Here is a 24,881-nt window from a genome sequence, read left to right as displayed (position 1 = left end):
TAACCTTTCATACAAAAACTTAACACATGAGGTATTATTCAAGACTGACAGCAAAGAACTCTTCGTGGTAAGGTGAAAAGAGTAAAAGGAAATGCAGGAGGCGTATTAGATGAAACGAATTGGAGTTTTAACAAGCGGCGGTGACTCGCCGGGCATGAACGCTGCGGTACGGGCGGTTGTACGTAAAGGAATCTATCACGGCTTAGAAGTTGCCGGAGTATATCAAGGCTATCAAGGTTTGATTGAAGGGAAAATCAAGAACTTGGAAGCCGGCGATGTGGGCGACATTATTCAACGGGGCGGAACCAAACTGTATTCAGCAAGGTGCCCGGAGTTTAAAACAGAGGCCGGACAAGATAAAGCGATCGAGCAGATGAAAAAACACGGGCTTGAAGGCTTGGTTGTTATTGGCGGAGACGGATCGTATCAAGGGGCGATGGCATTGACGAGAAAAGGGTTCCCATGTGTCGGCGTGCCGGGGACTATTGACAATGACATTCCAGGTACAGATTATACAATCGGTTTCGACACAGCCTTGAATACGGTAATCGAGGCTGTTGATAAAATCCGCGATACGGCAACAAGCCATGAACGGACATTCATCATCGAAGTTATGGGCAGAGATGCTGGGGACTTGGCGCTTTGGTCGGGACTTGCAGGCGGGGCAGAAACAATTCTCATTCCAGAAGAAGAACATGATCTCGATGAAATTATCGACCGTTTGAAAAAAGGGAAGGCGCGGGGCAAACGCCACAGCATCATCATTGTGGCGGAAGGCGTCATGAGCGGCAATGAGCTGGCTGCCTTGATCGAAGAAAAAGCAGGAATCGAAACACGGGTCTCTGTACTGGGGCATATCCAGCGCGGCGGTTCTCCGACAGCAAGAGATCGTGTACTCGGAAGCTTGTTTGGTGCAAAGGCAGTTGAAGTTCTTTTAGAAGGAAAAGGCGGAAAAGCTATTGGCATGAAAAATCACCTAGTGGTAGACTATGATATGACTAAAGCATTCACTGAAGAGCATGATGCAGATATGACGTTATACACGCTTTCGAAAGAACTATCAATTTAAAACTTTAATTGGAGTGAGTCTATTGAGAAAAACGAAAATCGTATGCACGATCGGCCCTGCAAGCGAATCGCCAGAAACCCTCGAAGCTTTGATCCAGGCGGGGATGAACGTAGCCCGTTTGAACTTTTCACATGGCAGCCATGAAGAACATGGGATGCGCATTCAACGGATTCGCGAGGCTGCAGTAAAGACCGGCAAGATTGTCGGTATCCTTCTTGATACAAAAGGTCCTGAAATCCGGACTCATCAAATGAAGGACAACGCAGTCGAGCTTAAGACTGGCCAGAAAATAGCCATCTCTATGAATGAAGTGCTTGGAACAGAGGAAATGTTTTCCATCACCTATGAAAAGCTGATTGAAGATGTAACGGAAGGCTCAATTATTCTGCTTGACGATGGATTGATTGAACTTCGTACGGAAGCCATTGATAAAGAAAAAGGTTTGATCCATACGATTGTTGAAAATGCAGGAACATTGAAAAGCAAAAAAGGCGTCAATGTGCCTGGAGTTTCTGTTCAGTTGCCTGGGATCACAGAAAAAGATGCCCAGGATATTTTGTTCGGGATCGATCAGAAAGTTGACTTTATTGCCGCTTCATTTGTGCGAAGAGCTTCTGATGTCATGGAAATCCGCAGTTTGCTTGAGAAAAATGGCGGAGAGCAGATTCAAATCATCCCTAAAATTGAAAATGGCGAAGGCGTCGACAACATCGATGAAATCATTATGGTTTCTGACGGCTTGATGGTGGCGCGAGGCGATTTGGGTGTTGAGATTCCTGCCGAAGAAGTTCCGATTGTCCAGAAATCGTTGATCGAAAAATGCAACAGTGCAGGCAAACCGGTCATTACAGCTACGCAGATGCTCGATTCAATGCAGCGCAATCCGCGTCCGACACGCGCGGAAGCAAGTGATGTGGCAAATGCGATTTTCGATGGCACCGATGCAATCATGTTGTCCGGTGAAACAGCGGCAGGAATCTATCCGGTTGAGTCGGTGGAAACCATGCACCGCATCGCGGTAACTACTGAAGAGGCACTCAATTACAAGCAAATTGTTTCCACCAGAAGAAAAGAAAAAGAGTCGAACATGACTGAAGCAATTGGGCAAGCAGTAGCTTATACGGCTCTGAACCTGAAAGTGAAAGCGATCATTGCACCGACTGAAAGCGGCCATACCGCTAAAATGATTTCAAAATACCGTCCGGAAGCCCCAATCATAGCCGTGACTTCCTCAGACATCCCATCGCGCAAATTGACGCTTGTGTGGGGCGTGCAGCCAATTGTCGGTTCCAAGGTGGAGTCAACTGATGATCTATTGGAAAAAGCGGTAGATGAAAGCTTGCACCACCATTATGTCAAGCATGGGGACTTGGTTGTCATTACTGCGGGGGTGCCGGTAGGAAAAGCCGGGACAACCAATTTAATGAAAATCCACGTTATTGGCGACATTATTGCTAAAGGCCAGGGCATCGGAAAATCTTCTGCTCTAGGCGCCACCTTGGTGGCCCGAAATGCAGAAGAAGCGAACGCTTTGGATGCGGAAGGAAAAATCCTGGTAACGATCGGTACGGACCGAGATATGATGCCTGCCATAAACAAGTGTGCGGGAATTATTACTGAAGAAGGCGGATTGACCAGCCATGCGGCTGTTGTTGGCTTAAGTTTAGGGATTCCAGTCATCGTTGGTGTACCGGATGCCACAAATTTAATCAAAAACAATTATGATATAACAATTGACGCCGAATCTGGAATGATCTACCATGGACACGCAAGTGTTCTGTAAAGACTTATAAGGAGGAGGATACTATGATGAGATGGTTTTTTATAGCATTGCTCATAGTTCCGACACTCGAACTGGCCCTGCTCATATGGGCGGGCAGAGAAATCGGATTTTTTCCGACACTAGCTATCATTCTGGCAACTGGCATTGCGGGCGCTTTTTTAGCAAAAAAACAAGGGTTGAAAGCGTTTCGTGATATTCAAGAAACAATGGGCAACTTCCAAGCGCCAGGCGATCAGTTGCTCAATGCCGCTTTTGTTTTAGTCGGCGGCGTTTTACTCTTGACGCCAGGATTTATTTCAGACGCAGTTGGTTTCAGCATGCTATTTGCTCCGACACAAAAAATCTATCGGCCGATTGTTTATCGATTCATACAAAGCAGAATGAGAAACGCTCGGATTATCGTACGATAATCCGAGTATACTCATAACTTTTTAGGAAAGTTATAGAAAAACAAGCGTTTTCATTCACAAAGCTTTCGAAATTGATTATAATGGCAAGGTAAGGAATTTAGCATAGGTTCATAAAAGCAGATGAGCCATCATTCTGTCTTTTTTTTTGGAATGATGAATTATACTGAAGAAGGAGCGATTTAGATGACATCGTCAAAAGGATTAGAAGGTGTAGTAGCAACACAATCCGCCATCAGCTCAATTATTGATGACACTCTTACATACGTTGGCTACGATATCGATGATTTAGCAGTAAACGCAAGCTTTGAAGAAGTGATTTACTTATTATGGCATCAGCGTTTGCCGAAAGCGGATGAATTAGCAGAGCTTAAGCAGCAGCTTGCCGATAATATGTCGGTTCCACAAGCTGTGCTAGATCATTTCAAAACATACGAGATTAAAAACGTTCATCCGATGGCTGCTCTTCGCACAGCAGTGTCCATGTTGGGACTGTTTGATGAAGAAGCAGAAGAAATGAACACAGAAGCAAATTACCGGAAGGCGATCCGGATCCAAGCGAAAATTTCTACGCTTGTGACTGCATTCGGCCGTATTCGCAATGGCCAAGAGCCGATTGCGCCAAAAACGGATTTGAGCTTTGCCGCTAACTTCCTTTATATGCTTTCTGGTGAAATGCCGGAAGATATCGAAATTGAAGCTTTCAACAAAGCGCTTGTGCTTCACGCTGACCATGAGTTGAATGCATCAACATTCACTGCACGTGTAGCGGTTGCGACTCTTTCTGATGTCTATTCAGGAATCACTGCTGCAATCGGCGCTTTGAAAGGGCCATTGCACGGAGGGGCAAACGAACAGGTTATGAAGATGTTGACTGAAATCGATTCTGTCGAGAACGTTGACTCTTACATCAATGGAAAATTGGACAATAAAGAAAAAATTATGGGCTTTGGCCACCGTGTTTATCGCAAAGGCGACCCGCGTGCAAAACATCTTCGTGAAATGTCACAGAAATTGACAAAAATCCGTGGAGAAGAAAAATGGTATGAAATGTCAATCAAAATCGATGAAATTGTAACTGGCAAGAAAAACCTTCCGCCAAACGTGGATTTCTATTCCGCATCTGTTTACCATTCGTTGAATATTGACCATGATTTGTTCACACCGATTTTTGCGGTATCACGCACTTCAGGCTGGCTGGCGCACATTCTTGAGCAGTATGCAGACAACCGCTTGATCCGTCCGCGCGCAGAATACATCGGACCAGGAATGCAGACTTACGTACCTGTAGAAGAACGTTAAGAAAATACAACAATAGGCACCATGGGGCCAGCAGATGATGCAGCCCTGTGAATTTGACCATAGGAGGCAATTATTAATGGCAAACGGCGAAAAAATCACAGTTGAAAACGGTGTTTTAAATGTACCGAATAACGCAATCATTCCTTTCATCATCGGTGATGGAACAGGACCGGATATTTGGAATGCAGCTTCCCGCGTTTTGGAACAAGCAGTAAACAAAGCATACAATGGTGAAAAATCAATTGTCTGGAAAGAAGTTCTTGCAGGCCAAAAAGCATTTGACGAAACTGGCGAATGGTTGCCGCAAGAAACTCTTGATGTGATCAACGAATACCTGATCGCGATCAAAGGACCGCTTACTACACCAATCGGCGGCGGTATCCGTTCTTTGAACGTTGCGCTTCGCCAAGAACTTGACCTTTACACTTGCTTGCGCCCTGTTCGTTATTTCGAAGGCGTTCCTTCTCCTGTTAAGCGTCCGGAAGATACTGACATGGTCATTTTCCGTGAAAACACAGAAGATATCTATGCTGGTATCGAGTACGCTAGCGGTTCTGAAGAAGTAGCGAAATTGCTTTCTTTCCTTCAAGGGGAGATGGGCGTAAACAAAATCCGCTTCCCTGAAACTTCAGGTATCGGCATCAAGCCAATCTCTGAAGAGGGAACAAAGCGTTTAGTGCGCGCTGCCATCAACTATGCATTGGTTGAAGGCCGCGAGTCAGTAACCCTTGTGCACAAAGGAAACATCATGAAGTTCACTGAAGGAGCTTTCAAAAACTGGGGCTATGAAGTTGCAGAACAAGAGTTTGCTGATAAAGTATTCACTTGGAACCAATACGATGCGATCAAAGAAGAGCAAGGCACTGATGCTGCGAACAAAGCGCAAGAAGAAGCACTTGCTTCAGGCAAAATCCTGATCAAAGATTCAATCGCTGATATTTTCTTGCAACAAATTCTTACACGTCCAAGCGAATTTGATGTAGTTGCTACAATGAACTTGAATGGAGATTACATCTCTGACGCTTTGGCAGCTCAAGTAGGCGGAATCGGTATTGCACCGGGCGCGAACATCAACTACGACAGCGGACACGCTATCTTTGAAGCGACACACGGAACTGCACCAAAATATGCAGGCCTTGATAAAGTGAACCCATCTTCTGTTATCTTGTCAGGTGTATTGATGCTTGAACACCTTGGCTGGACAGAAGCTGCGAAACTTATCGTTGCATCAATGGAGAAAACAATTTCTTCTAAAGTTGTAACTTACGATTTCGCTCGTCTAATGGATGGCGCAACAGAAGTGAAATGCTCTGAGTTCGCTGACGAATTAATTAAAAACTTTTAAGAAATGAGGGGGAAACCCCTCTTTTTTTTATAGTTTTATAGAATAGCCTTCCATGCTTCATATCTGTCAGAGCTTTGCGCAAAAAAGCCGGAATTTTACTTTAAAGGAGCGGTTTTATGACATTCAAACGCAAAAAGATTTCTGTAATCGGTTCTGGTTTCACTGGGGCTACAGCGGCTTTTCTTTTAGCCCAGAAAGAATTGGGAGATGTCGTCCTGGTCGACATTCCGCAAATGGAAAATCCGGCCAAAGGAAAAGCTCTTGATATGGCGGAAGCAGGCCCTGTCCAAGGATTTGACGCACGTATTACTGGTACGGCGGATTATGAAGATACAAAAGGCTCTGATTTGGTGATCATTACAGCGGGAATTGCGCGAAAACCGGGCATGAGCCGTGATGACCTTGTCCAGACAAACCAAAAAATCATGAAATCCGTTACGGCTGAAATCGTCAAAAACTCACCTGACACAACAATTATTGTATTGACGAATCCTGTGGATGCAATGACTTACACCGTATATAAAGAGTCAGGTTTCCCGAAAGAACGGGTAATTGGCCAATCCGGTGTCTTGGATTCTTCGCGATTCCGGACATTTGTAGCAGAAGAATTGAATTTGTCAGTCAAAGACATCACCGGCTTCGTTTTAGGCGGGCACGGCGATGACATGGTTCCTTTAGTCCGTTATTCGTATGCGGGCGGAATTCCGCTGGAAACCCTGATGCCAAAAGACCGCCTTGAGGCTATCGTCGAACGCACACGCAAAGGCGGCGCCGAGATTGTCAACTTGCTGGGCACTGGTTCCGCTTATTATGCACCTGCGGCATCGCTTGTTGAAATGACGGAAGCGATTATCAAAGACCATCGCCGTGTGTTGCCTGCAATTGCATATCTGGAAGGCGAATACGGATTGACAGGGATCTACCTAGGAGTGCCGACCATATTGGGAGCTGGCGGCGTAGAAAAAATCATCGAAATTGATTTGAACCCTGAAGAAAAGGCGGCACTGGAAAAATCTGCTGAGTCGGTCAAAGCAGTTATGGAAGCATTAGCATAGACGAACGGGCAAGATTTTCTTGCCCGTCTTTTTATTCCAATACTTAGAAAACGTAAGCTCCGAACTGTGCTTGCACTTTTCTTGCATTAGTTGTTACTATAAAGGTATCCATACAATGGGGAGGGATTTTATTTGTTGCTTGGGAAAAAACGCAAATTGGGCCGAAAAATCGAAGCCATCAATACCGGCGAGAAACTGCAGTTGACTGAGAAAATAGAAGATAAAGACTTGCTGCTCTATCTGGGGCTGACAAATGACAGCAACCCGCTATACATCCAGCATGATTTTGCGTCACAAACTGCTTTTGAAAAACCGGTAGTGCCGACCATTATGTTGGCGGGCATCATTTCTTCTGCCATTTCCAAATATTTGCCAGGGCCTGGCACTTATATCAAAGAGCAACGCTTGAAGTTCATCAAACCCGTATACCACTACGCCACAATAGAGTTTTTGTTGGAAGTGGCCGAAGTGGACCTTAAAAACAATGAAGTCACCGTTCGTGTTGAAGCGACAGATGAAAAAGGGGATTTGGTGATTGAAGGGACAATTCTTGCCAACCCGCCTCAAATCTTGAATCAGCTGACAACTCAAGCGATGGATAATTTTTAGCGCATGGTTTGGGATGGGGGTTCTAAACTGAATGCGGAGGATGTTACACGATGAAGAAAATATTGATTATTGAAGATGAACACTCAATTGCAACCTTGCTTTCCTATAACCTCGTACAAGCGGGTTATGAAACGGTGGTCGCAAATGACGGCAAACAAGGCTTTGATTTGGCATTGAGCGAAGATCCTGCATTGATAGTGCTTGACCTGATGCTTCCTTCAATGGACGGGGTGGAAGTTTGCAAATCATTGCGGCAGCAAAAAATCAGTACACCGATTATCATGCTGACAGCAAAAGACGATGAATTTGACAAAGTGCTGGGATTGGAACTTGGTGCGGACGACTATATGACCAAGCCATTCAGTCCGCGTGAAGTTGTAGCCCGCATAAAAGCGGTGCTCCGAAGAACGGAAAGCAAACCGGTGGACCCGCAGGACTCAATGGCGCCTTTGACATTCGGCGAGCTGACTGTTTATCCGGACCGCTTTGAAGTGTTTATGAGCGAAGAACAGATCGAATTTACACCGAAGGAATTTGAACTTCTTGTCTACCTGATGGAAAATAAAAATCGGGTATTGACGCGTGACCAACTGCTAAGTGCCGTATGGAAGTACGACTTTGCAGGGGATACACGGATTGTCGACGTCCACATCAGCCATTTGCGTGAAAAAATCGAAGAAAATAGCCGGAAGCCGACATTCATCAAGACCATAAGGGGCTTAGGCTATAAATTTGAGGAGCCAAGAGCGATATGAAATCGTTTCGGCATCGATTGCTGGTCATGATTGTTGGGTGGATCGGCTTGCTTTTGGCCGGCTTGTTAATCATTGTCTCGCAATTGTTCCCGCTTTATACAAATCTAGAGAATCCTTCGACCATTTGGCTGCTGCTGTTTTTGATATTTGCTGTAGCCATGGCCATATCGACGGTCATCAGCCATCGCATCATAAAAATTCAAGCGCAGCCGATTGAAAATGTGACGGAAACGGCTTTGGAACTCGTGAAAGGCAATTATCGTGCCCGTGCCGTGGAATCCGGCACAGTCGGTGCGGTTCAACTGAGTGCGACAATCAATGTATTGGCAAGAAATTTACAGGAAATCACTGCTGTCCGGCAAATGGAGCAAGAACGTTTGAAAACGCTGATCGAAAACATGGGCAGCTCGCTTATGATGATCAACCGGCAAGGAAGAGTTTCGCTTGTCAATACACCTTTTTTGAAAGAACTGGACATGTCGATGGAAGATGTTCAAGGGAAATTATATAAAGAGTTGGCTATCCCGGCAGTGCTTGCCCAGTTTATAGAAAATGTTTTCATGACTGAAACGCCGGACCGGGATCAAATCGACTTTTTTATCGGCCTTCACCAGAAACATTTGGACGTATACGGCGCTCCTATTATGGGGGAACATGAACGCTGGCTGGGCGTAGTGATCGTAGCCCATGATATTTCGGATTTAAAGCGGCTGGAGCAAGTGAGGAAAGATTTTGTGGCCAACGTTTCCCATGAATTGAGGACGCCAGTCACTTCCATCAAAGGGTTTTCTGAAACGCTGTTAGACGGTGCCTATCAAGATACACCGACTTTGATGTCTTTTTTGGAGATCATCCAAAAAGAGAGCAATCGGCTGGAATTGTTGATCAAAGACTTGTTGGAGCTGTCAAAGATCGAGCATGCCGGATTTCAAGTGAAAGCGAAACCTACAGATATGCAAGCGGTGATTGAACGGGCTGCAGACATGATTCAGCCAAGGATGGAAGAAAAGTCGATTCTTTTGAAACTGCAGGTGGAACCGGTTAATGTATTTGGAGACCCTGATCGCCTGATTCAAGTGATGATGAACTTGCTGGCCAACGCACTCACTTATTCTGCCTCTGAGACGACAGTCGAAGTAAGGCTTTATAAAGAACAGGAAGAAGCCGTGATTCAAGTGATAGATCAAGGAATCGGGATCGAAGCTTCAGAAATCGGCCGATTGTTTGAACGCTTTTATCGAGTGGACCGGGCCAGAAGCCGCAATTCAGGCGGGACAGGCCTCGGCTTATCGATTGTAAAACATCTAGTGGAAGCGCATCATGGAAAATTGAAGGTGGACAGCGAGGTAGGGGTTGGCACCACTTTTACAGTCTATTTGCCCTTAGCAAGTTAATTTAGGAGGAAAAAATGAAGAATTTACCCTTTTTGCCAATCATTGTAGGCACGGATATGAACGCCTACAATATGGCAATTTCATTTCATGAAGCTTACGGAATCAAGCCTATTTTGGTGGGAAAAGAGCCGTTGTCCTTTACGACAATGAGCACAATAACAGAAACAATTGAACTCCGTTCGGGATTGGCGGACGCCGATCAATTTGCCGGCATTTTGATCGATATAGCGAAAAAATATAAAACCTCCGGGAAAACACTCCTGTTGATCGGAACCAACGATTTGTATGTTCGCTTGATCATTGAGAATGCCGAAACTTTAAAGGCGCATTTTGCTTTCAATTACATAAGTGAAGAGCTGATGAATCAGCTGCAAGTCAAAGCGAACTTTTATAAGTTGTGCAAAGAGCATGGCATTGATACACCGACAACCTTTTTCTATGACTGCAGTACAGAAGCTCCTTTCAAGGAGAATATGATGTATCCGGTCATCGTCAAGCCGAGCAACGGGATCGCATACAATCAAAATAAATTTGCGGGACAGCAGAAAGTCTATAAAGTGGAAAACGAGGCGGAATTGCAAGAGGTGATCCGGACAATCACTGCAAGCGGCTACCGCGACGAATTGATCATCCAGGATTTTATTCCTGGGGACGATACGTATATGTGGGATTCGGTTATTTATGCAAGCTCCAAAGGCAAAACCCAGCTCGTGACATTTGCCCAAGTGGTGCTTCAGGAACATACGGTAACGGCCATCGGCAACTATACAGCACTGATCACACGATATGATGAAGTGATGATGAAAAAATTGCAGCGTTTCCTGGAAGCGGTCGGCTATACCGGCTTTGCCAATTTTGATTTGAAATACGACGAGCGCGACGGCAAATTCAAAGTATTTGAAGTGAATATCCGCCAAGGAAGATCCAGTTATTACGTAACGGCCCTCGGCCATAACATGGCTTCGATGTTCGTGGATGACCTGATTTACAATGTTGAAAAACCGGTCACCTATCTCAATGAAGAATATTTGTTTACTGTAGTGCCGAAAATTGTCCTTCGCAAGTTTGTGGACAACAAAGCCGTTCAGAAAGACATCAACCGCCTGATTAAAAAAGGCAAATACGGAAATCCGCTCTTCTACAAAAAAGACAAGCATTTAAAGCGGAAATTCTACTTGTTTGCCCGCCAAGTCAATTACTATAAAAAATATAAAAACAATCAGTGGTAAAGTTTACATTCTATTAATACTAGCTTCACATTGGGTTGTTAAGGTGTAATAGAACCCCCCTTCAACCGCAAGAAAAGAAAAAGCCCAGGCATGGGCTTTTTCTTTTGCCCTAAAACAGGAGATAATTCAAATATGGACAGCCCTTCATTTCTTTTCTTTTTGCCCGCATGGTAAAATAGAGGGAATGAGGGCTTTTTTAGTGAAAGGGGTAATTTTGTGGCGAAGAAAATTTTATTATTAGACGGAAACAGTTTGGCTTACCGCGCTTTTTTTGCGCTGCCATTGCTTACTAATGAAAACGGGGTTCATACAAACGCCGTCTACGGTTTTACGATGATGCTTCAAAAAATTCTGGAGGAAGAACAGCCGACGCATATGATTGTGGCATTTGATGCGGGAAAAACCACTTTCCGCCACGAAACATTCAGCGAATATAAAGGCGGCCGGCAAAAAACTCCGCCGGAGCTATCCGAGCAATTTCCTTATTTGAGAAAGCTGATAGAAGCATACCAGATCAAAAGCTATGAGCTGCCGAATTACGAAGCGGATGATATTATCGGCACATTGAGCCTTGAAGCGGAAAAAGCCGGGGATGAAGTGATTGTCATTTCAGGGGACAAAGATTTGACGCAGCTTGCTTCTCCGTCGACAACCGTTTACATCACACGAAAAGGCATTACCGATATTGAAAAATATACCGTCGACCATATCCGTGAAAAATACGGATTGAGCCCGGAGCAGATTATCGATATGAAAGGTTTGATGGGCGACGCTTCGGACAATATTCCCGGAGTGCCTGGAGTCGGCGAAAAAACGGCGTTAAAGCTGTTGGCTGCCCATGGATCAGTGGAAGGCGTCTATGCGGCTATCGAAGAGCAAAAAGGCAAGATGAAAGAAAAGCTTGCCGAAAATGAAGAACTTGCCCATATCAGCAAGAAGCTCGCAACAATCGAGCGCCATGCACCAATCGAGATTTCAATAGATGAGTTAGCCTATTCAGGCCCAGACCATGAAGAACTCATCAAAATCTGGAACGAGCTGGCTTTCAAATCGCTGCTGGAGAAAATGGAGTACACATCGGAAGAGACCGAAAAGGAAGAACTGGAGTTTACGGTGATAGACTCGTTCGACCCGCCGGTGTTGGAAGATGAAATGGCAGTTCACTTGGAATTGTATGATGAGCAATACCATACATGCGATTTGCTCGGCGTATCGCTCGCCACCGAAACTTCCACTTATGTGGTCCCGATGGAAGTGGTCCGGAATTCAGATGAGTTCAAGGCATGGCTCAGCAATCCGGAAAAAAAGAAGTTCATGGCGGATTCAAAAGCGGCGACAGCGGCTTTTTATCGCTGCGGCATTGAATTGAACGGAGTCGATTTCGACTTGATGCTTGGTGCATATATAGTCAATCCTTCATTAACTTATACGGATTTGGCGAGTATCGTTCAGGAATATGGCTATATGGAAGTTGCTACAAACGAGCAGGTTTATGGCAAGGGAGCCAAAAAAGCAGTTCCTGCCGATTCGGCTTTGCATGAACACTTGGCGAGAAAAGCGCGCGCTATTTGGGCAGTCCGTCCGAAAGTGGTGCGGAAATTGCAGGAAAACGACCAATTCGATCTTTACGACAAACTGGAATTGCCGCTCGCCGTTATTTTAGGAACTATGGAATCGTTTGGCGTTAAGGTCGACAAAGGCCAATTGACGGCTATGGGCAAAGAGTTATCGGAAAAGCTTGCCGAAATCGAAAAGAATATCTACTGGATTGCCGGCGAAAAGTTCAATATCAATTCACCAAAACAATTAGGTGTGGTCCTTTTTGAAAAGCTGGGCTTGCCGGTATTGAAAAAAACAAAGACCGGTTATTCGACTGCTGCAGATGTGCTTGAGAAACTGGAGGGGCAGCATGAAATCATCGGCCAAATTCTGATCTACCGCCAGCTTGGAAAGCTGCTGTCGACGTATATTGAAGGCCTGCTAAAGGAAATCCATGAAGACGGCAAAGTCCACACAAGGTTCCAGCAGGCTTTGACAACGACAGGGCGTTTGAGTTCGACCAACCCGAACCTTCAAAATATCCCAGTGCGCCTGGAGGAAGGACGGAAAATCCGTAAAGCGTTCATCCCTTCTGAGCAGGAGTGGGTAATGGTCGCTGCCGACTATTCCCAGATCGAGCTGCGTGTGCTTGCGCATATGTCGGGAGATGAGCGGTTGATCGAAGCGTTCCGGAACGACCAGGACATCCACACGGCAACAGCTGCCGATGTGTTCCATGTACCATTGGAAGAAGTGACGGGAGATATGCGCCGCGCCGCAAAAGCCGTGAATTTCGGTATCGTTTATGGTATCAGCGATTACGGTTTATCCCAAAGTTTGGCGATTACCCGCAAAGCCGCACAGGAATTCATAGACCGTTATTTGGCCAGTTTCCCAGGGGTGAAGCGGTATATGACTGATATCGTTGAAAAAGCACGGAAAGATGGTTTTGTCACAACCTTGATGAACCGTAGAAGGTATTTGCCTGACATCAACAGTTCAAACTTCAATTTGCGCAGTTTTGCGGAACGGACTGCGATGAACACACCGATCCAAGGAAGTGCGGCAGACGTTATCAAAAAAGCGATGATCAATATGGCAGAAGCGCTGGAACGGGAAGGCATGCAGACGCGCATGCTGCTGCAAGTGCACGATGAATTGATTTTTGAAGCGCCGCCGAACGAACTTGAAAAATTGAAAACCTTGGTGCCTGAAGCGATGGAATCGGCAATGGAGCTGGATGTGCCGCTAAAAGTCGATTTTGCATTCGGGGATACCTGGTATGATACAAAGTGAGAGGAGATGTCATTAATGCCTGAACTTCCGGAAGTGGAAGGTGTTGTCCGGCAAATACGGCCGGCAGCCATCGGCAAGAAAATCCAGGATGTTTATGTGTCGGACATTATCCGCGTTTCCAAACAAAATGGCAAAGAAGCGATCATCAAACGAATGGAAGCTGACGGGTTTATCGAAAGCCTGATCGGTGCTCAAATTATAAGCGTAGAACGCCGAAGCAAGTATATTTACTTCACGTTAAAAACCTTGGAAAATGAGTTTTTGCTCGTTAATCATTTAGGAATGTCGGGAGCCTGGTTTTATGTAGACCACCTTATGTCGATTGCCGAAGAAAAATTTCGCCGCCATGCCCATGTGGTGTTCACTTTAAGCGACGGCAATCTGTTGGCGTATTCGGATATCCGGCGGTTTGGAGAGATGCGCGTCTTGAAGGAAGAGGGGGATTTTCCCCCTCTTCTGCTTATGGCGCCGGAACCGTTTGAAGAAGGAGCCCTCGAGCATTTCCTTTCGATGGCAGAAAGTCCGAAGTATCGGGCAAAGCCGATCAAAGAAGTCATTATGGACGGACAAGTCATTTCAGGCTGCGGCAATATCTACGCTACCGAAGCGCTATATAAAATGAAACTGCATCCGAATCGAGCGTCGGGAAGAATCAGCAGGCAGCGGAAAATCGCTTTGTTCGAGACCATTGTGGCTATCTTGCTTGAGAGCATTGAAGCTGGGGGCAGCACCATTTCCGATTACCGGAACATCAATGGTGAATCAGGAAGCATGCAAAACCGGTTTGGAATGTACGGAAAAAAACAGTGCATTGAATGCGGCAATGCGACGAAGACGCTGAAAATCGGCGGCCGGGCGTCGGTATATTGTCCAACATGCCAAAAGTGAGGGCGTTAAATGATTATTGGATTAACGGGCAGTATTGCCAGTGGAAAAAGCACGGTATCGAAAATGTTGGTTGAATTGGGCTATCCGGTAGTCGACGCAGATCTAGTGGCACGCCAAGTGGTGGAACCTGGAACGGATACGCTGAAAAAAATTGAAGCTATTTTCGGCAACGGAGTGATTTTGCCGGATGGAAAGCTTGACCGCACTAAACTTGGCCAAATTATTTTCAACGATCCGGCAAGCCGCCAGCAATTGAATGCAGTCATTCATCCCGCCATCCGCAAAGAACTTTTGCGGCAACGGGATGATTTTTTAGCCCAAGGCCATCAAACGGTTGTACTGGATATTCCTCTGCTGTTCGAAAGCAAACTGCTGAATTTTGCGGAAAAGATTCTTGTTGTCAGCGTGACAGAGGAAACCCAGTTGAAACGGCTGATGGATCGGAATGGCTTGACCGAACAGGAGGCGCAGGCGCGCATCGGATCCCAGCTGCCGATGTCGGTCAAAGAGGCAGGAGCGGATGCTGTAGTATTTAATAATGGAACACTGGAAGAAACCAATCAGCAATTGCTTCATATATTAAGGGATTGGGGATTGGAATACGAAAAACATTAACACCATATTTAGTTATTAATGTTCACTAATCCATATAATGTGTTATACTATATACCAATTAGTATATTAAAGTATAACTTATTTGATGGGGGACGGATAAATGACTATTTCGATTGCGATTAATGGATTTGGGCGTATTGGCCGTATGGTTTTCAGACAAGCTATTTTAATGGACGATATTACAGTTAGAGCGGTCAATGCAACATATCCGCCAGAAACTTTAGCTCACTTGATCAAGTATGACACAAATCATGGAATATTCGCCGGTGATGTTTCTTTTGATGAAGATGCTTTGATCGTTAATGGCAAGCGGGTTCAAATTGTCAGCGAACGAGACCCTCTGGAATTGCCATGGAGAGAATTGGGCATTGATATCGTCATTGAAGCGACCGGAAAATTTAATACACGCGATTTAGCCGCCCTCCATTTAGAAGCGGGAGCAAAAAAAGTCATCCTGTCTGCACCAGGAAAAAATGCGGATGCCACTATTGTAGTAGGGGTCAACGACGACACATTGGATATTGAGAAACATCACATTATTTCAAATGCCAGCTGCACCACCAATTGCTTGGCGCCAGTAGCAAAAGTGCTTAGCGATTCGTTCGGTATTGTCAATGGTCTGATGACCACTGTGCATTCCTATACCAATGACCAGAAAAACTTGGATAATCCGCATAAAGATCTGCGAAGAGCAAGGTCAGCCGGCCAATCCATCATCCCAACTTCGACGGGTGCTGCGAAAGCGCTGTCATTGGTACTTCCTGAACTTGAAGGGAAACTCCATGGGATGGCACTGCGGGTTCCGACACCGAATGTATCGTTAGTGGACCTTGTAGTGGATCTTGAAAGAGATGTGACTCCAGAAGAAGTCAATGAGGCGTTTATAAAGGCTTCTGAAGATGGTATGGAGGGCATTCTCGCATTGACGATGGAACCGCTTGTGTCGGTCGACTTTAATACAAATCCGAAATCCGCAATCATTGATGGCCTATCCACAATGGTTATTGATAACCGGAAAGTGAAAGTTCTTGCTTGGTACGATAATGAATGGGGATACTCAGCACGTGTTATCGATTTGACCAGGAAAGTAGCAAATGCACTTGTTTCCCTCGTTTGAAAAACTTGGAGTTAACGCCTCTCAGACTAATGGAGAGGCGTTTTTTCAATGGGTTTTTAATTTTTTTGTAGAAAATAATAAGTAATTGAAGATAAATTGGTTGCATTTAAAACCAATACATCATATACTAACAATCGTAGTTAAAAAACAACTACATCTCTTCTAAGTTTTCAGTAGCTTTTCACGGAACAAGAAGAATCTTTATTCACATGACTGCTTAAAGGGTTAGGATCTCTTTGGACTAACTTTCCCCCGTGGTAGTCAACTTTGAATATTTTGAGCACGAAAACAAAATGATATCAAAGGGGGAAACGAACCATGGAAACAATGGGGCGTCACGTTATTGCAGAACTTTGGCAGTGTGATTTTGACAAATTAAACGATATGGATTATATCGAAAAAACTTTTGTTGATGCAGCACTTAAATCAGGAGCGGAAGTCCGCGAAGTAGCTTTTCACAAATTTGCACCACAAGGCGTAAGCGGCGTAGTGATCATTTCTGAATCGCATTTAACGATCCACAGCTTTCCGGAGCACGGCTATGCGAGTGTAGATGTTTATACTTGCGGCGATCTTGATCCGACAATTGCAGCGGATTACATCGCTAAAGCGCTTGACTCTAAAAACAGCGAAGTCACTGAACTTCCGCGTGGAATGGGTCCAGTCGGTGCTGGTAAGACCAAAGTTTCAGTAACAGCATAATCCGTTAACATGAAAAACATTAAAGCAGAGGATAAAATCCTCTGCTTTTTCTATTGCAATATTTTAAGGGTTTTGCGTCTAATAATGAAATTGGATCCTATTTTCTCTACCATAAAAAGGAGAAAAGCCGAAAGGCCTGAAGGATGCGGACTAATTCCTTACCGATTGTTAACAACAATTATCAAGTTCAATTTATATCGTTATAAATATTTGGTATACTAGAGAGAATAGAGAGTCTGTTTAGGGAGATGTCAATATGAAGTGTCCGTCTTGTCAACATAATGGAACGCGTGTCGTGGACTCGCGGCCAGTAGATGAAAACAAATCGATCAGAAGGCGCAGAGAGTGTGAATCTTGCGGTTATCGTTATACCACTTTTGAAAAAGTGGAAGAAATGCCATTGATCGTAGTCAAGAAAGACGGTTCCCGTGAAGAGTTCAGCCGCGAAAAAGTGCTGCGGGGGCTCATACGAGCGTGCGAGAAACGTCCGGTTTCTCTTGAAGTGCTGGAAGAACTCGTGTTTACGATTGAAAAAGACCTTCGCCGAATCGGCAATGCCGAGGTGAAGTCTGAAGAAGTCGGAGAAATGGTGATGGAAGGCCTTGCGGCGATTGATGAAGTCGCATATGTCCGTTTTGCCTCTGTATACCGCCAATTTAAAGACATCAGTGTGTTTATTGACGAATTGAAGGATTTATTGAAAAGAAGTCCGGAAGAAAAGAAATCCGAGTAAGGCGGTGACTTATGACAGCACTTTATAAAGAGCTACAGCCTGCGGATTCGTATAAGATTCGGCTGCCTTATCCTTTTTCGAATTATGACCGGCAATTGTTGACGATTTTGTATCAGCCGATGATCGGCGCAGAAGCCATCGCGTTCTACTTGACGCTATGGGCGGAAGGCGAAGCAATGAAAGAAGAAGCGACCCATTACACGCTGATGAACTTGTTGGGGCTGCCGATCGCCAAAATCTTTGAAGCGAGGATTCAGCTTGAAGCTATCGGGTTATTGAAGACTTTCCGCAAAGATGGGGGAAACCGTTCTTTTGTTTATGAATTGTGTCCGCCGCTTGATCCGAAAACTTTTTTTGCCGATCCACTCCTGTCGATGTTTTTGTTCAGCAAAATTGGTGAAGCGGCTTATCGCCGGGCGCGGGAGCGTTTTGTCGTCCATGCTGAAGAAATGGCGGGATATGAAGAAGTATCACGCACATTTACTGATATTTATCAGCCGGTCCATGCAAAGGCAGGCTATCCATCGGGAGAGCCTCAGCTGCACGAACGCAAACGGACAGGATTCGATGCGGATGCAGATTTTGATTTTGATTTGCTTCGGCAAGGGCTATCGGAGCAATTGGTTCCCAAACGGGTGCTGACGGCTTCTATAAAAGATACAATCTCGAAACTGGCATTTTTGTACAGCTGGGGACCTTTGGAAATGCAGAAGGTTGTACTTCTGGCAATTGACGACGATTATAAATTGACAGCCGAAAGTATGAAGCGGGCCGCATCGGAATACTATAAGTTGACCGTAGCCACTACAGCGCCAAAGCTTGTCCAAGTACATAAAACGGAGCCGAAAGCGGCCGAGGCCCCTAAGACGAAGCAGGAGGAATTGCTGGTTTACTTGGAGTCGGCATCACCCGTCGAAGTGCTGCGGGACATTGCAAACGGCAAAGAACCGCTTCCGGCTGATGTCCAGCTGGCCAATCAGCTGGTAATGCAGCATGGAATGGAGCCGCCCGTCGTCAATGTGCTGCTGCAGTATGTCTTGCTGCGGACCGATATGAAGCTGACCAAGGCGTATGTGGAGAAAATCGCTTCACATTGGCTCCGGAAAAAAGTTACGACGGCAAAAGAAGCGATGGAACTGGCGCGGATTGAGCATGCCGAATACATGAAATGGAAAGCTGAAGGCTCTCCGGTGTCGTCTGCCAAATCTTCTGTTTCATCGAATAGAAAGCCGGTTCGGGAAGAAAAACTTCCGGAATGGTTTTACCAGAAAGATGAAGGGCCTGCTGCTGATCCACGGCCCGCAAATGACAATCTTGAAAAGGAAAAACAAAAACTTCTCGCAAAACTGGCGATGAAGAAAGGTAAAGGTGAGTAAATGGAGCCGATCCGTGAAACGATGAAACGTGTGGTGAATGCCCCGGCTTTTTCAGAACGCTACAATGAAATGCGCAGGGAAGTGCTTGAACATCCAGGCGTTCAGCAATTCTTAGAAGAACATTCAGATCAAATCGATAAAGGCATAGTCGACAGAGGCATGCATAAACTGTATGAATTTATCGACCAGTCGCATGGCTGCAACAAATGCCCGAGCCTTGGCGAGTGCGTCAACCATTTGAAAGGGTTCGAGCCGCATCTTGTGCTTGAACGCGGCACCATCGGCATCGACTATGTGAAATGCCCGTCCAAAACCAATCACGAGAATAAGCGCCAGGCCTCTTCAATGATCCACAGCATGTTCATGCCGAAAGAAGTGATGCATGCAACCCTTTCAGGATTTGAACTTGACGACAGCCGGATGGAAGCATTCCGGGCGGTCGGCGCGTTCTTGGATGAAGCCACCGGGCCGGACCACCTGCCGGAAAAAGGGCTGTTCCTTTACGGGAAGTTCGGCATCGGGAAATCTTATCTGTTGAGTGCTGTCGCAAATGAACTCGCGGAAATGCGTGTCAAGTCGGTATTGGTCTTCGTTCCGGAATTCATGCGGGAAATGAAGCAGGCAATTGGCGACCAGACTTTGCAGGAGAAAATCGATTACGTAAAAAAAGCGGATGTGCTCATGCTCGATGATATCGGCGCAGAAGCTATGTCCAGCTGGACGCGTGACGAAGTACTGGGGACGATCCTGCATTACCGGATGGCGGAACGTTTGCCGACGTTCATGACGTCGAATTTCAGTTATTCGGAGCTGCAGCATCATCTAACGTACTCGCAGCGCGGCGAAAAAGAAGATTTGAAAGCGGCGCGCGTCATGGAACGGATCCGTGCGCTGACTACCCCTGTCAAAATGGACGGACGCAACAGAAGAAACTAATTAAGAAAAACGGAAGCGGAAGAAAACGGAACCTTCGAACACCCAGCGATGATAGAGTATGCAATTCTATTTTTTGCAGGAAGACGGTTGCGTTTTTTTTCTGTTCGCAGTATAGTAATAACAATCGAAATTTGAAATGCTATGACAAGGACAATGGCGGATTTGTACGACTTTCAGAGAGAGAAGCCCCGGCTGCAAGCTTCTTAAGCGACGGCAAGACGCATACCACCTTCGAGCAGCGACTGTGAACTTTTTTAGTAGCAGTTGACGGTACCGGCCCGTTAGCCGATGCAGAGCTTCGTTTCAATTGGATTTTTCCGTTTGGAATAGAAGAAGGGTGGAACCACGAACAGAGCTTCGTCCCTTTGGGATGAGGCTTTTTTGCGTTTTCAAAGGAAAACGGAGGTTCCATTTTCTGCAGGCATATTATAGCTGAGGCGCCTTGGAGGTTCTTGCAGTTCAGGAACTAGGCGCGAAGCTAAACAAAGAAAAAGGAGAGATTGCTATGTCAGACATGATTCAATTAAAATTCCCGGATGGAGCTGTAAAAGAGTTTGGGCGCGGGACAACTGCAGAAGACGTCGCTCAATCAATCAGCCCGGGCCTTCGGAAAAAAGCGTTAGCGGGCAAAGTGGGCGAGAAATTGGTCGACTTGAAAGCGCCGATCGCTGAAAATGGGAAAATCGCGTTAATTACTCCGGAATCTGAAGAAGCACTGGAAATTCTACGCCATTCAACTGCGCATTTATTGGCTCAAGCAGTTAAGCGCCTGTATCCGGATGCCAAACTGGGTGTCGGCCCTGTAATTGAAAACGGCTTTTATTATGACATTGACAGCGAGCAGTCAATCACAGCTGAAGATTTGCCGGTAATTGAAAAAGAAATGAAGAAAATCATCAACGAAAATCTGGAAATCGTGCGCCTTGATGTTTCGCGTTCTGAAGCGCAAGAACGGTTTGCTGCAATCGAAGATCCATATAAGTTGGAACTGCTGGAAGCCATTCCTGAAGATGAGCAAGTCTCGATTTATGAGCAAGGTGAATTTTTTGACCTTTGCCGCGGCATCCATGTACCGTCAACTGGCAAGCTGAAGGAATTCAAGCTGCTGAGCGTGGCGGGAGCGTATTGGAGAGGCGACAGCGACAATAAAATGCTGCAGCGCATCTACGGAACTGCCTTTTTCAAAAAAGAAGACTTGAAAGCGCACCTTGCTTTCTTGGAAGAAGCGAAAGAGCGTGACCACCGCAAAATCGGAAAAGAATTGAACTTGTTCATGAACTCCCAAAAAGTCGGCCAAGGCTTGCCGATGTGGCTGCCAAAAGGCGCGACAATCCGCCGCATCATCGAGCGCTATATTGTCGACAAGGAAGAACGCCTTGGCTATGACCATGTTTATACTCCTGTAATGGGCAGCGTAGACTTGTACAAAACTAGCGGACATTGGGACCATTATCAGGAAGATATGTTCCCGGTCATGCAGATGGACAACGAAGAATTAGTGCTTCGTCCGATGAACTGTCCGCATCATATGATGATCTTCAAGCAAGGCATCCATTCGTACCGCCAGCTGCCGGTCCGCATCGCGGAACTTGGGCTGATGCACCGCTATGAAATGTCTGGCGCGCTATCCGGGCTCCAGCGCGTTCGCGGCATGACTTTGAACGACGCCCACATCTTTGTCCGTCCGGACCAAATCAAAGACGAGTTCAAGCGCGTGGTGAATCTAGTGATTGATGTCTACAAAGATTTCGATATCAAAGACTACTCGTTCCGCTTGTCCTACCGCGACCCGGAAGACACGGAGAAATACTTTAATGACGATGCGATGTGGGAACGCGCGCAGTCGATGCTGAAAGAAGCGATGGACGATCTGGATCTGCCTTATGTAGAGGTCGAGGGCGAAGCTGCATTCTATGGCCCGAAATTGGACGTTCAAGTGAAAACCGCGCTTGGGAAGGAAGAGACTCTGTCGACTGTCCAGCTTGATTTCCTGCTTCCGGAACGCTTTGACCTTTCATATATCGGGGAAGACGGCAAGCAGCACCGCCCGGTCGTTATCCACCGCGGGGTGGTTTCCACAATGGAGCGTTTTGTCGCTTTCCTGATAGAAGAATACAAAGGAGCTTTCCCAACTTGGTTGGCGCCGGTGCAAATTGAAGTGATTCCAGTGTCGCTTGATGCACATAGCGAATACGCCAAAGGTTTGCAGGAGAAAATGCAGGACCATAAACTTCGGGTCGATATCGATGAACGCGATGAGAAGCTTGGCTATAAGATCCGTGAAGCACAGATGCAAAAAATTCCTTACATGCTTGTTATCGGTGATCAGGAAGTGGAGAACGGCTCAGTCAATGTCCGTAAATACGGTGAACAGAAATCTGAAAGCATGCCGTTTGATGACTTCTTGAAAATGGTTCAAAGCGAACTTCGATAAGATGGTTGACACCGTCAATCAGGGGTGCTATTATAAGTAAGGTTATTGAATACTTATATGTGCTAAGCAGGAGCACCCGCTTCTCACCTGATTGACGAATTGTTGGCAGGTATACACGATTGACTTTCACACGCTTTTTGCGTGCTGTCATACTTTGCGGGTGGACCTCTGTGGTCCACCCGCTTTTGTTTTGGATCGGACCTGTAAACCGGCAACATTCGTCGGTTAAGCATTTAAGATATTCGCGACACTATCCGGAGGTGGATTAATATTAGCAAAGACATTAATGTAAACGAAGGTATTCGTGCACGTGAACTACGGGTTATTGATCAAAACGGTGAACAGCTCGGAATTAAAACGCGTAACGAAGCACTTGAAATTGCGTCTCGTGTCAACTTGGATCTTGTTCTTGTGGCTCCTCAAGCTAAGCCGCCGGTCGCACGTATCATGGACCATGGCAAGTTTAAGTTTGAGCAGCAGAAGAAAGATCGCGAAATTCGTAAAAATCAGAAAGTCATCGTATTGAAAGAGGTTCGTTTGAGCCCGACGATCGACGCTCATGATTTTGATACGAAGCTTCGCAATGCTATCAAGTTCCTTGAAAAAGGCGACAAAGTAAAAGCTTCAATTCGTTTTAAAGGCCGTGCGATCACGCACAAAGAAATTGGTCAGCGCGTCCTCGAACGCTTTGCAGAAGCGTGCGCGGAAGTAGCGACAGTTGAACAGCGCCCTAAAATGGATGGCCGCAGCATGTTCTTGATGCTAGCGCCAAAGAACGAAAAAGAATAACAGAACAATTTGTTTAGGAGGAATTCCAAATGCCGAAAATGAAAAGCCACCGCGGTGCGATGAAACGTTTCAAGAAAACTGGAACTGGTAAAGTAAAACGCAACCGTTCACACACAAGCCACTTATTCGCAAACAAATCTACAAAACAAAAGCGTCACCTTCGCAAAGGGAAACTTGTTTCTGCAGGCGACTTGAAACGCATCAAATCTTTGATCTACAACATGAAGTAAGAAAAGCGAAAGCGCCCATGCAGGTTCGTCTAATGACCGCGAGAATTTGGGCACTGGAGTTTAAACAAAAAACAAAAATCGAATTCTTTATATTCAAGCAGGAGGTAATGAGATATGCCACGCGTAAAAGGCGGAACAGTGACGCGCCAGCGTCGTAAAAAAGTTATAAAATTAGCAAAAGGATATTATGGTGCAAAGCACATCCTTTTCAAAGTAGCAAACCAACAGGTGATGAAATCAGGTAACTATGCTTACCGTGACCGTCGCAACAAGAAACGTGACTTCCGCAGATTGTGGATCACTCGTATCAACGCAGCTGCTCGTTTGAACGATATTTCATACAGCCGCTTAATGCACGGATTGAAAGTTGCGGGCATCGACATCAACCGCAAAATGCTAGCTGAAATCGCTGTATCGGATGCTGCTGCATTCACAGCTTTGGCAAACGCTGCTAAACAAGCAGTAGCTAAATAATAGTAGAAAAACAAAAGGCTGACGAATTTCCGTCAGCCTTTTTCTTTATGAATGGGGAGTTAAGAATGTTCTTGATTATAGTAGGCTATTTTACTGCGTTATCGCTTCTCGCCTTCTTCATGATGCGGATCGACAAAGCGCAGGCACGCAAACGCGGACAGCGCATCCCGGAAAAGAACTTATGGACAGCCGCTATTTTTGGCGGCGGTATAGGCGCATATCTCGGCATGATGCTGTTTCGCCATAAAACAAAACACACCAATTTCCGCGTCGGCTTTTTGCTGCTTGCGGCTATCGATGTGGCATTGATCATATGGAGCTATCAAACATTCAGACTGGATAGATAGAGATGCAGCTGTAAAAGGGAAAAGGAGGATGAGAAATCATCCTCCTTTTTTCATCAGCTGCTCAATCGGATTTTTCCAGCTGATTGCCGCATCTGGATAATTTCTTTTGATTTCATTTTCTAAAAAACGGAAATCTTTTTCGGTGAACTCCATCAACTTCTTAAGTTCATGCGTCCATACGAAAATGGAGACCACCTTAAAAGCTTTCTCCTCTGTTCCCGTATACTTTTCTCCTTCAAACAGGACCCCGTTGTAAGCTAAAAAAAAGTTCATCCGTGGATTTTTTGGATCATCAGACAGATAATAAGCTCTGGCTTTTACCGCCGCATCGAGTTTTCGCTTGGGATTGGATATATGCCGGACGAATCGGTAAATCAGATAAATGATGAGTGCCAGTACAAGGATGCGGATGAGAAACGCCATGCGATTTACCTCCTATAGCTCTTGAATCTACTGT

At 45.6% G+C, this 24,881-nt stretch carries 24 protein-coding genes and 1 other annotated feature; of the genes, 23 read left to right on the top strand and 1 reads right to left on the bottom strand.

Going from position 1 to position 24,881, the window contains the following annotated elements; genetic code table 11:
• Positions 1-109 precede the first annotated feature (109 nt).
• The 23 genes from pfkA to FQV30_RS11225 all read left to right on the top strand — a co-directional run bounded on the left by pfkA (position 110) and on the right by FQV30_RS11225 (position 24,424).
• Positions 110-1,069 carry a 6-phosphofructokinase gene (gene pfkA / locus FQV30_RS11335; protein WP_146500256.1) on the top strand — a complete coding sequence of 320 codons (960 nt, stop codon included), beginning with the start codon at positions 110-112 and terminating at the stop codon, positions 1,067-1,069.
• A gap of 22 nt (positions 1,070-1,091) precedes the next feature.
• Complete coding sequence (pyk, locus tag FQV30_RS11330) at positions 1,092-2,852, top strand: pyruvate kinase (RefSeq protein WP_146500255.1); 1,761 nt, start codon at positions 1,092-1,094, stop codon at positions 2,850-2,852.
• A 23-nt stretch (positions 2,853-2,875) separates the two neighbouring features.
• Positions 2,876-3,262, top strand: coding sequence for an FxsA family protein (locus tag FQV30_RS11325; RefSeq protein ID WP_146500254.1), 387 nt, complete (start codon positions 2,876-2,878; stop codon positions 3,260-3,262).
• A 183-nt stretch (positions 3,263-3,445) separates the two neighbouring features.
• Positions 3,446-4,561 carry a citrate synthase gene (gene citZ / locus FQV30_RS11320; protein WP_146500253.1) on the top strand — a complete coding sequence of 372 codons (1,116 nt, stop codon included), beginning with the start codon at positions 3,446-3,448 and terminating at the stop codon, positions 4,559-4,561.
• 76 nt (positions 4,562-4,637) lie between these two features.
• Positions 4,638-5,906, top strand: coding sequence for an NADP-dependent isocitrate dehydrogenase (gene icd / locus FQV30_RS11315; RefSeq protein ID WP_146500252.1), 1,269 nt, complete (start codon positions 4,638-4,640; stop codon positions 5,904-5,906).
• A gap of 116 nt (positions 5,907-6,022) precedes the next feature.
• Positions 6,023-6,961, top strand: a complete 939-nt coding sequence (gene mdh / locus FQV30_RS11310) for a malate dehydrogenase (protein ID WP_146500251.1) — start codon at positions 6,023-6,025, stop codon at positions 6,959-6,961.
• Positions 6,962-7,093: 132 nt separating this feature from the next.
• Positions 7,094-7,570, top strand: a complete 477-nt coding sequence (locus FQV30_RS11305; protein ID WP_146500250.1) for a MaoC/PaaZ C-terminal domain-containing protein — start codon at positions 7,094-7,096, stop codon at positions 7,568-7,570.
• Between the two features lie 50 nt (positions 7,571-7,620).
• Positions 7,621-8,325: a response regulator transcription factor gene (locus FQV30_RS11300; RefSeq protein WP_146500249.1), complete on the top strand. Its 705-nt coding sequence runs from the start codon at positions 7,621-7,623 to the stop codon at positions 8,323-8,325.
• Entirely contained in the window at positions 8,322-9,719 is a 1,398-nt protein-coding gene (gene pnpS / locus FQV30_RS11295) for a two-component system histidine kinase PnpS (RefSeq protein WP_146500248.1), read from the top strand. Before FQV30_RS11300 ends, pnpS begins: the two co-directional genes overlap by 4 nt.
• A 14-nt stretch (positions 9,720-9,733) precedes the next feature.
• Positions 9,734-10,948 carry a carboxylate--amine ligase gene (locus tag FQV30_RS11290; protein ID WP_146500247.1) on the top strand — a complete coding sequence of 405 codons (1,215 nt, stop codon included), beginning with the start codon at positions 9,734-9,736 and terminating at the stop codon, positions 10,946-10,948.
• Positions 10,949-11,164: 216 nt separating this feature from the next.
• The gene (gene polA, locus FQV30_RS11285; RefSeq protein WP_146500246.1) at positions 11,165-13,783 is read left to right on the top strand and encodes a DNA polymerase I; all 2,619 of its coding nucleotides are present in this window, start codon (positions 11,165-11,167) and stop codon (positions 13,781-13,783) included.
• Positions 13,784-13,798: 15 nt separating this feature from the next.
• Entirely contained in the window at positions 13,799-14,671 is an 873-nt protein-coding gene (gene mutM, locus FQV30_RS11280) for a bifunctional DNA-formamidopyrimidine glycosylase/DNA-(apurinic or apyrimidinic site) lyase (RefSeq protein WP_146500245.1), read from the top strand.
• A 9-nt stretch (positions 14,672-14,680) separates the two neighbouring features.
• A complete protein-coding gene (gene coaE / locus FQV30_RS11275) occupies positions 14,681-15,286 on the top strand; it encodes a dephospho-CoA kinase (protein ID WP_146500244.1) in 606 nt (201 codons plus the stop codon).
• Between the two features lie 100 nt (positions 15,287-15,386).
• Positions 15,387-16,403, top strand: coding sequence for a glyceraldehyde-3-phosphate dehydrogenase (locus tag FQV30_RS11270; protein WP_146500243.1), 1,017 nt, complete (start codon positions 15,387-15,389; stop codon positions 16,401-16,403).
• Between the two features lie 318 nt (positions 16,404-16,721).
• Entirely contained in the window at positions 16,722-17,105 is a 384-nt protein-coding gene (gene speD, locus FQV30_RS11265) for an adenosylmethionine decarboxylase (protein ID WP_146494425.1), read from the top strand.
• Positions 17,106-17,361: 256 nt separating this feature from the next.
• Complete coding sequence (gene nrdR, locus FQV30_RS11260) at positions 17,362-17,838, top strand: transcriptional regulator NrdR (RefSeq protein WP_146500242.1); 477 nt, start codon at positions 17,362-17,364, stop codon at positions 17,836-17,838.
• A gap of 11 nt (positions 17,839-17,849) precedes the next feature.
• Positions 17,850-19,214 carry a replication initiation and membrane attachment family protein gene (locus tag FQV30_RS11255; protein WP_146500241.1) on the top strand — a complete coding sequence of 455 codons (1,365 nt, stop codon included), beginning with the start codon at positions 17,850-17,852 and terminating at the stop codon, positions 19,212-19,214.
• A complete protein-coding gene (dnaI, locus tag FQV30_RS11250; protein ID WP_146500240.1) occupies positions 19,215-20,150 on the top strand; it encodes a primosomal protein DnaI in 936 nt (311 codons plus the stop codon).
• Positions 20,151-20,655: 505 nt separating this feature from the next.
• On the top strand, positions 20,656-22,584 hold the full coding sequence (gene thrS, locus FQV30_RS11245) for a threonine--tRNA ligase (RefSeq protein ID WP_146500239.1): 1,929 nt from the start codon (positions 20,656-20,658) through the stop codon (positions 22,582-22,584).
• Between the two features lie 58 nt (positions 22,585-22,642).
• Positions 22,643-22,781, top strand: a sequence feature (ribosomal protein L20 leader region).
• Between the two features lie 73 nt (positions 22,782-22,854).
• On the top strand, positions 22,855-23,373 hold the full coding sequence (infC, locus tag FQV30_RS11240; protein ID WP_219905823.1) for a translation initiation factor IF-3: 519 nt from the start codon (positions 22,855-22,857) through the stop codon (positions 23,371-23,373).
• 29 nt (positions 23,374-23,402) lie between these two features.
• Positions 23,403-23,603 (top strand): 50S ribosomal protein L35, encoded by a 201-nt coding sequence (gene rpmI / locus FQV30_RS11235; RefSeq protein WP_033541514.1) that lies wholly within the window; start codon positions 23,403-23,405, stop codon positions 23,601-23,603.
• Between the two features lie 114 nt (positions 23,604-23,717).
• Positions 23,718-24,077: a 50S ribosomal protein L20 gene (gene rplT, locus FQV30_RS11230; protein WP_106533893.1), complete on the top strand. Its 360-nt coding sequence runs from the start codon at positions 23,718-23,720 to the stop codon at positions 24,075-24,077.
• 65 nt (positions 24,078-24,142) lie between these two features.
• On the top strand, positions 24,143-24,424 hold the full coding sequence (locus FQV30_RS11225; RefSeq protein ID WP_146500238.1) for a DUF1294 domain-containing protein: 282 nt from the start codon (positions 24,143-24,145) through the stop codon (positions 24,422-24,424).
• Positions 24,425-24,460: 36 nt separating this feature from the next.
• Here FQV30_RS11225 and FQV30_RS11220 read toward each other — a convergent pair whose 3' ends face one another.
• On the bottom strand, positions 24,461-24,847 hold the full coding sequence (locus FQV30_RS11220; protein ID WP_146500237.1) for a sigma-w pathway protein ysdB: 387 nt from the start codon (positions 24,845-24,847) through the stop codon (positions 24,461-24,463).
• Between the last annotated feature and the right edge of the window lie 34 nt (positions 24,848-24,881).

This window comes from Planomicrobium sp. CPCC 101110 (assembly GCF_007859395.1).
Taxonomy (GTDB): domain Bacteria; phylum Bacillota; class Bacilli; order Bacillales_A; family Planococcaceae; genus Planococcus.
The sequence above is the reverse complement of the archived record's forward strand: the minus strand, read 5'-3'. Positions and strand labels throughout refer to the sequence as shown.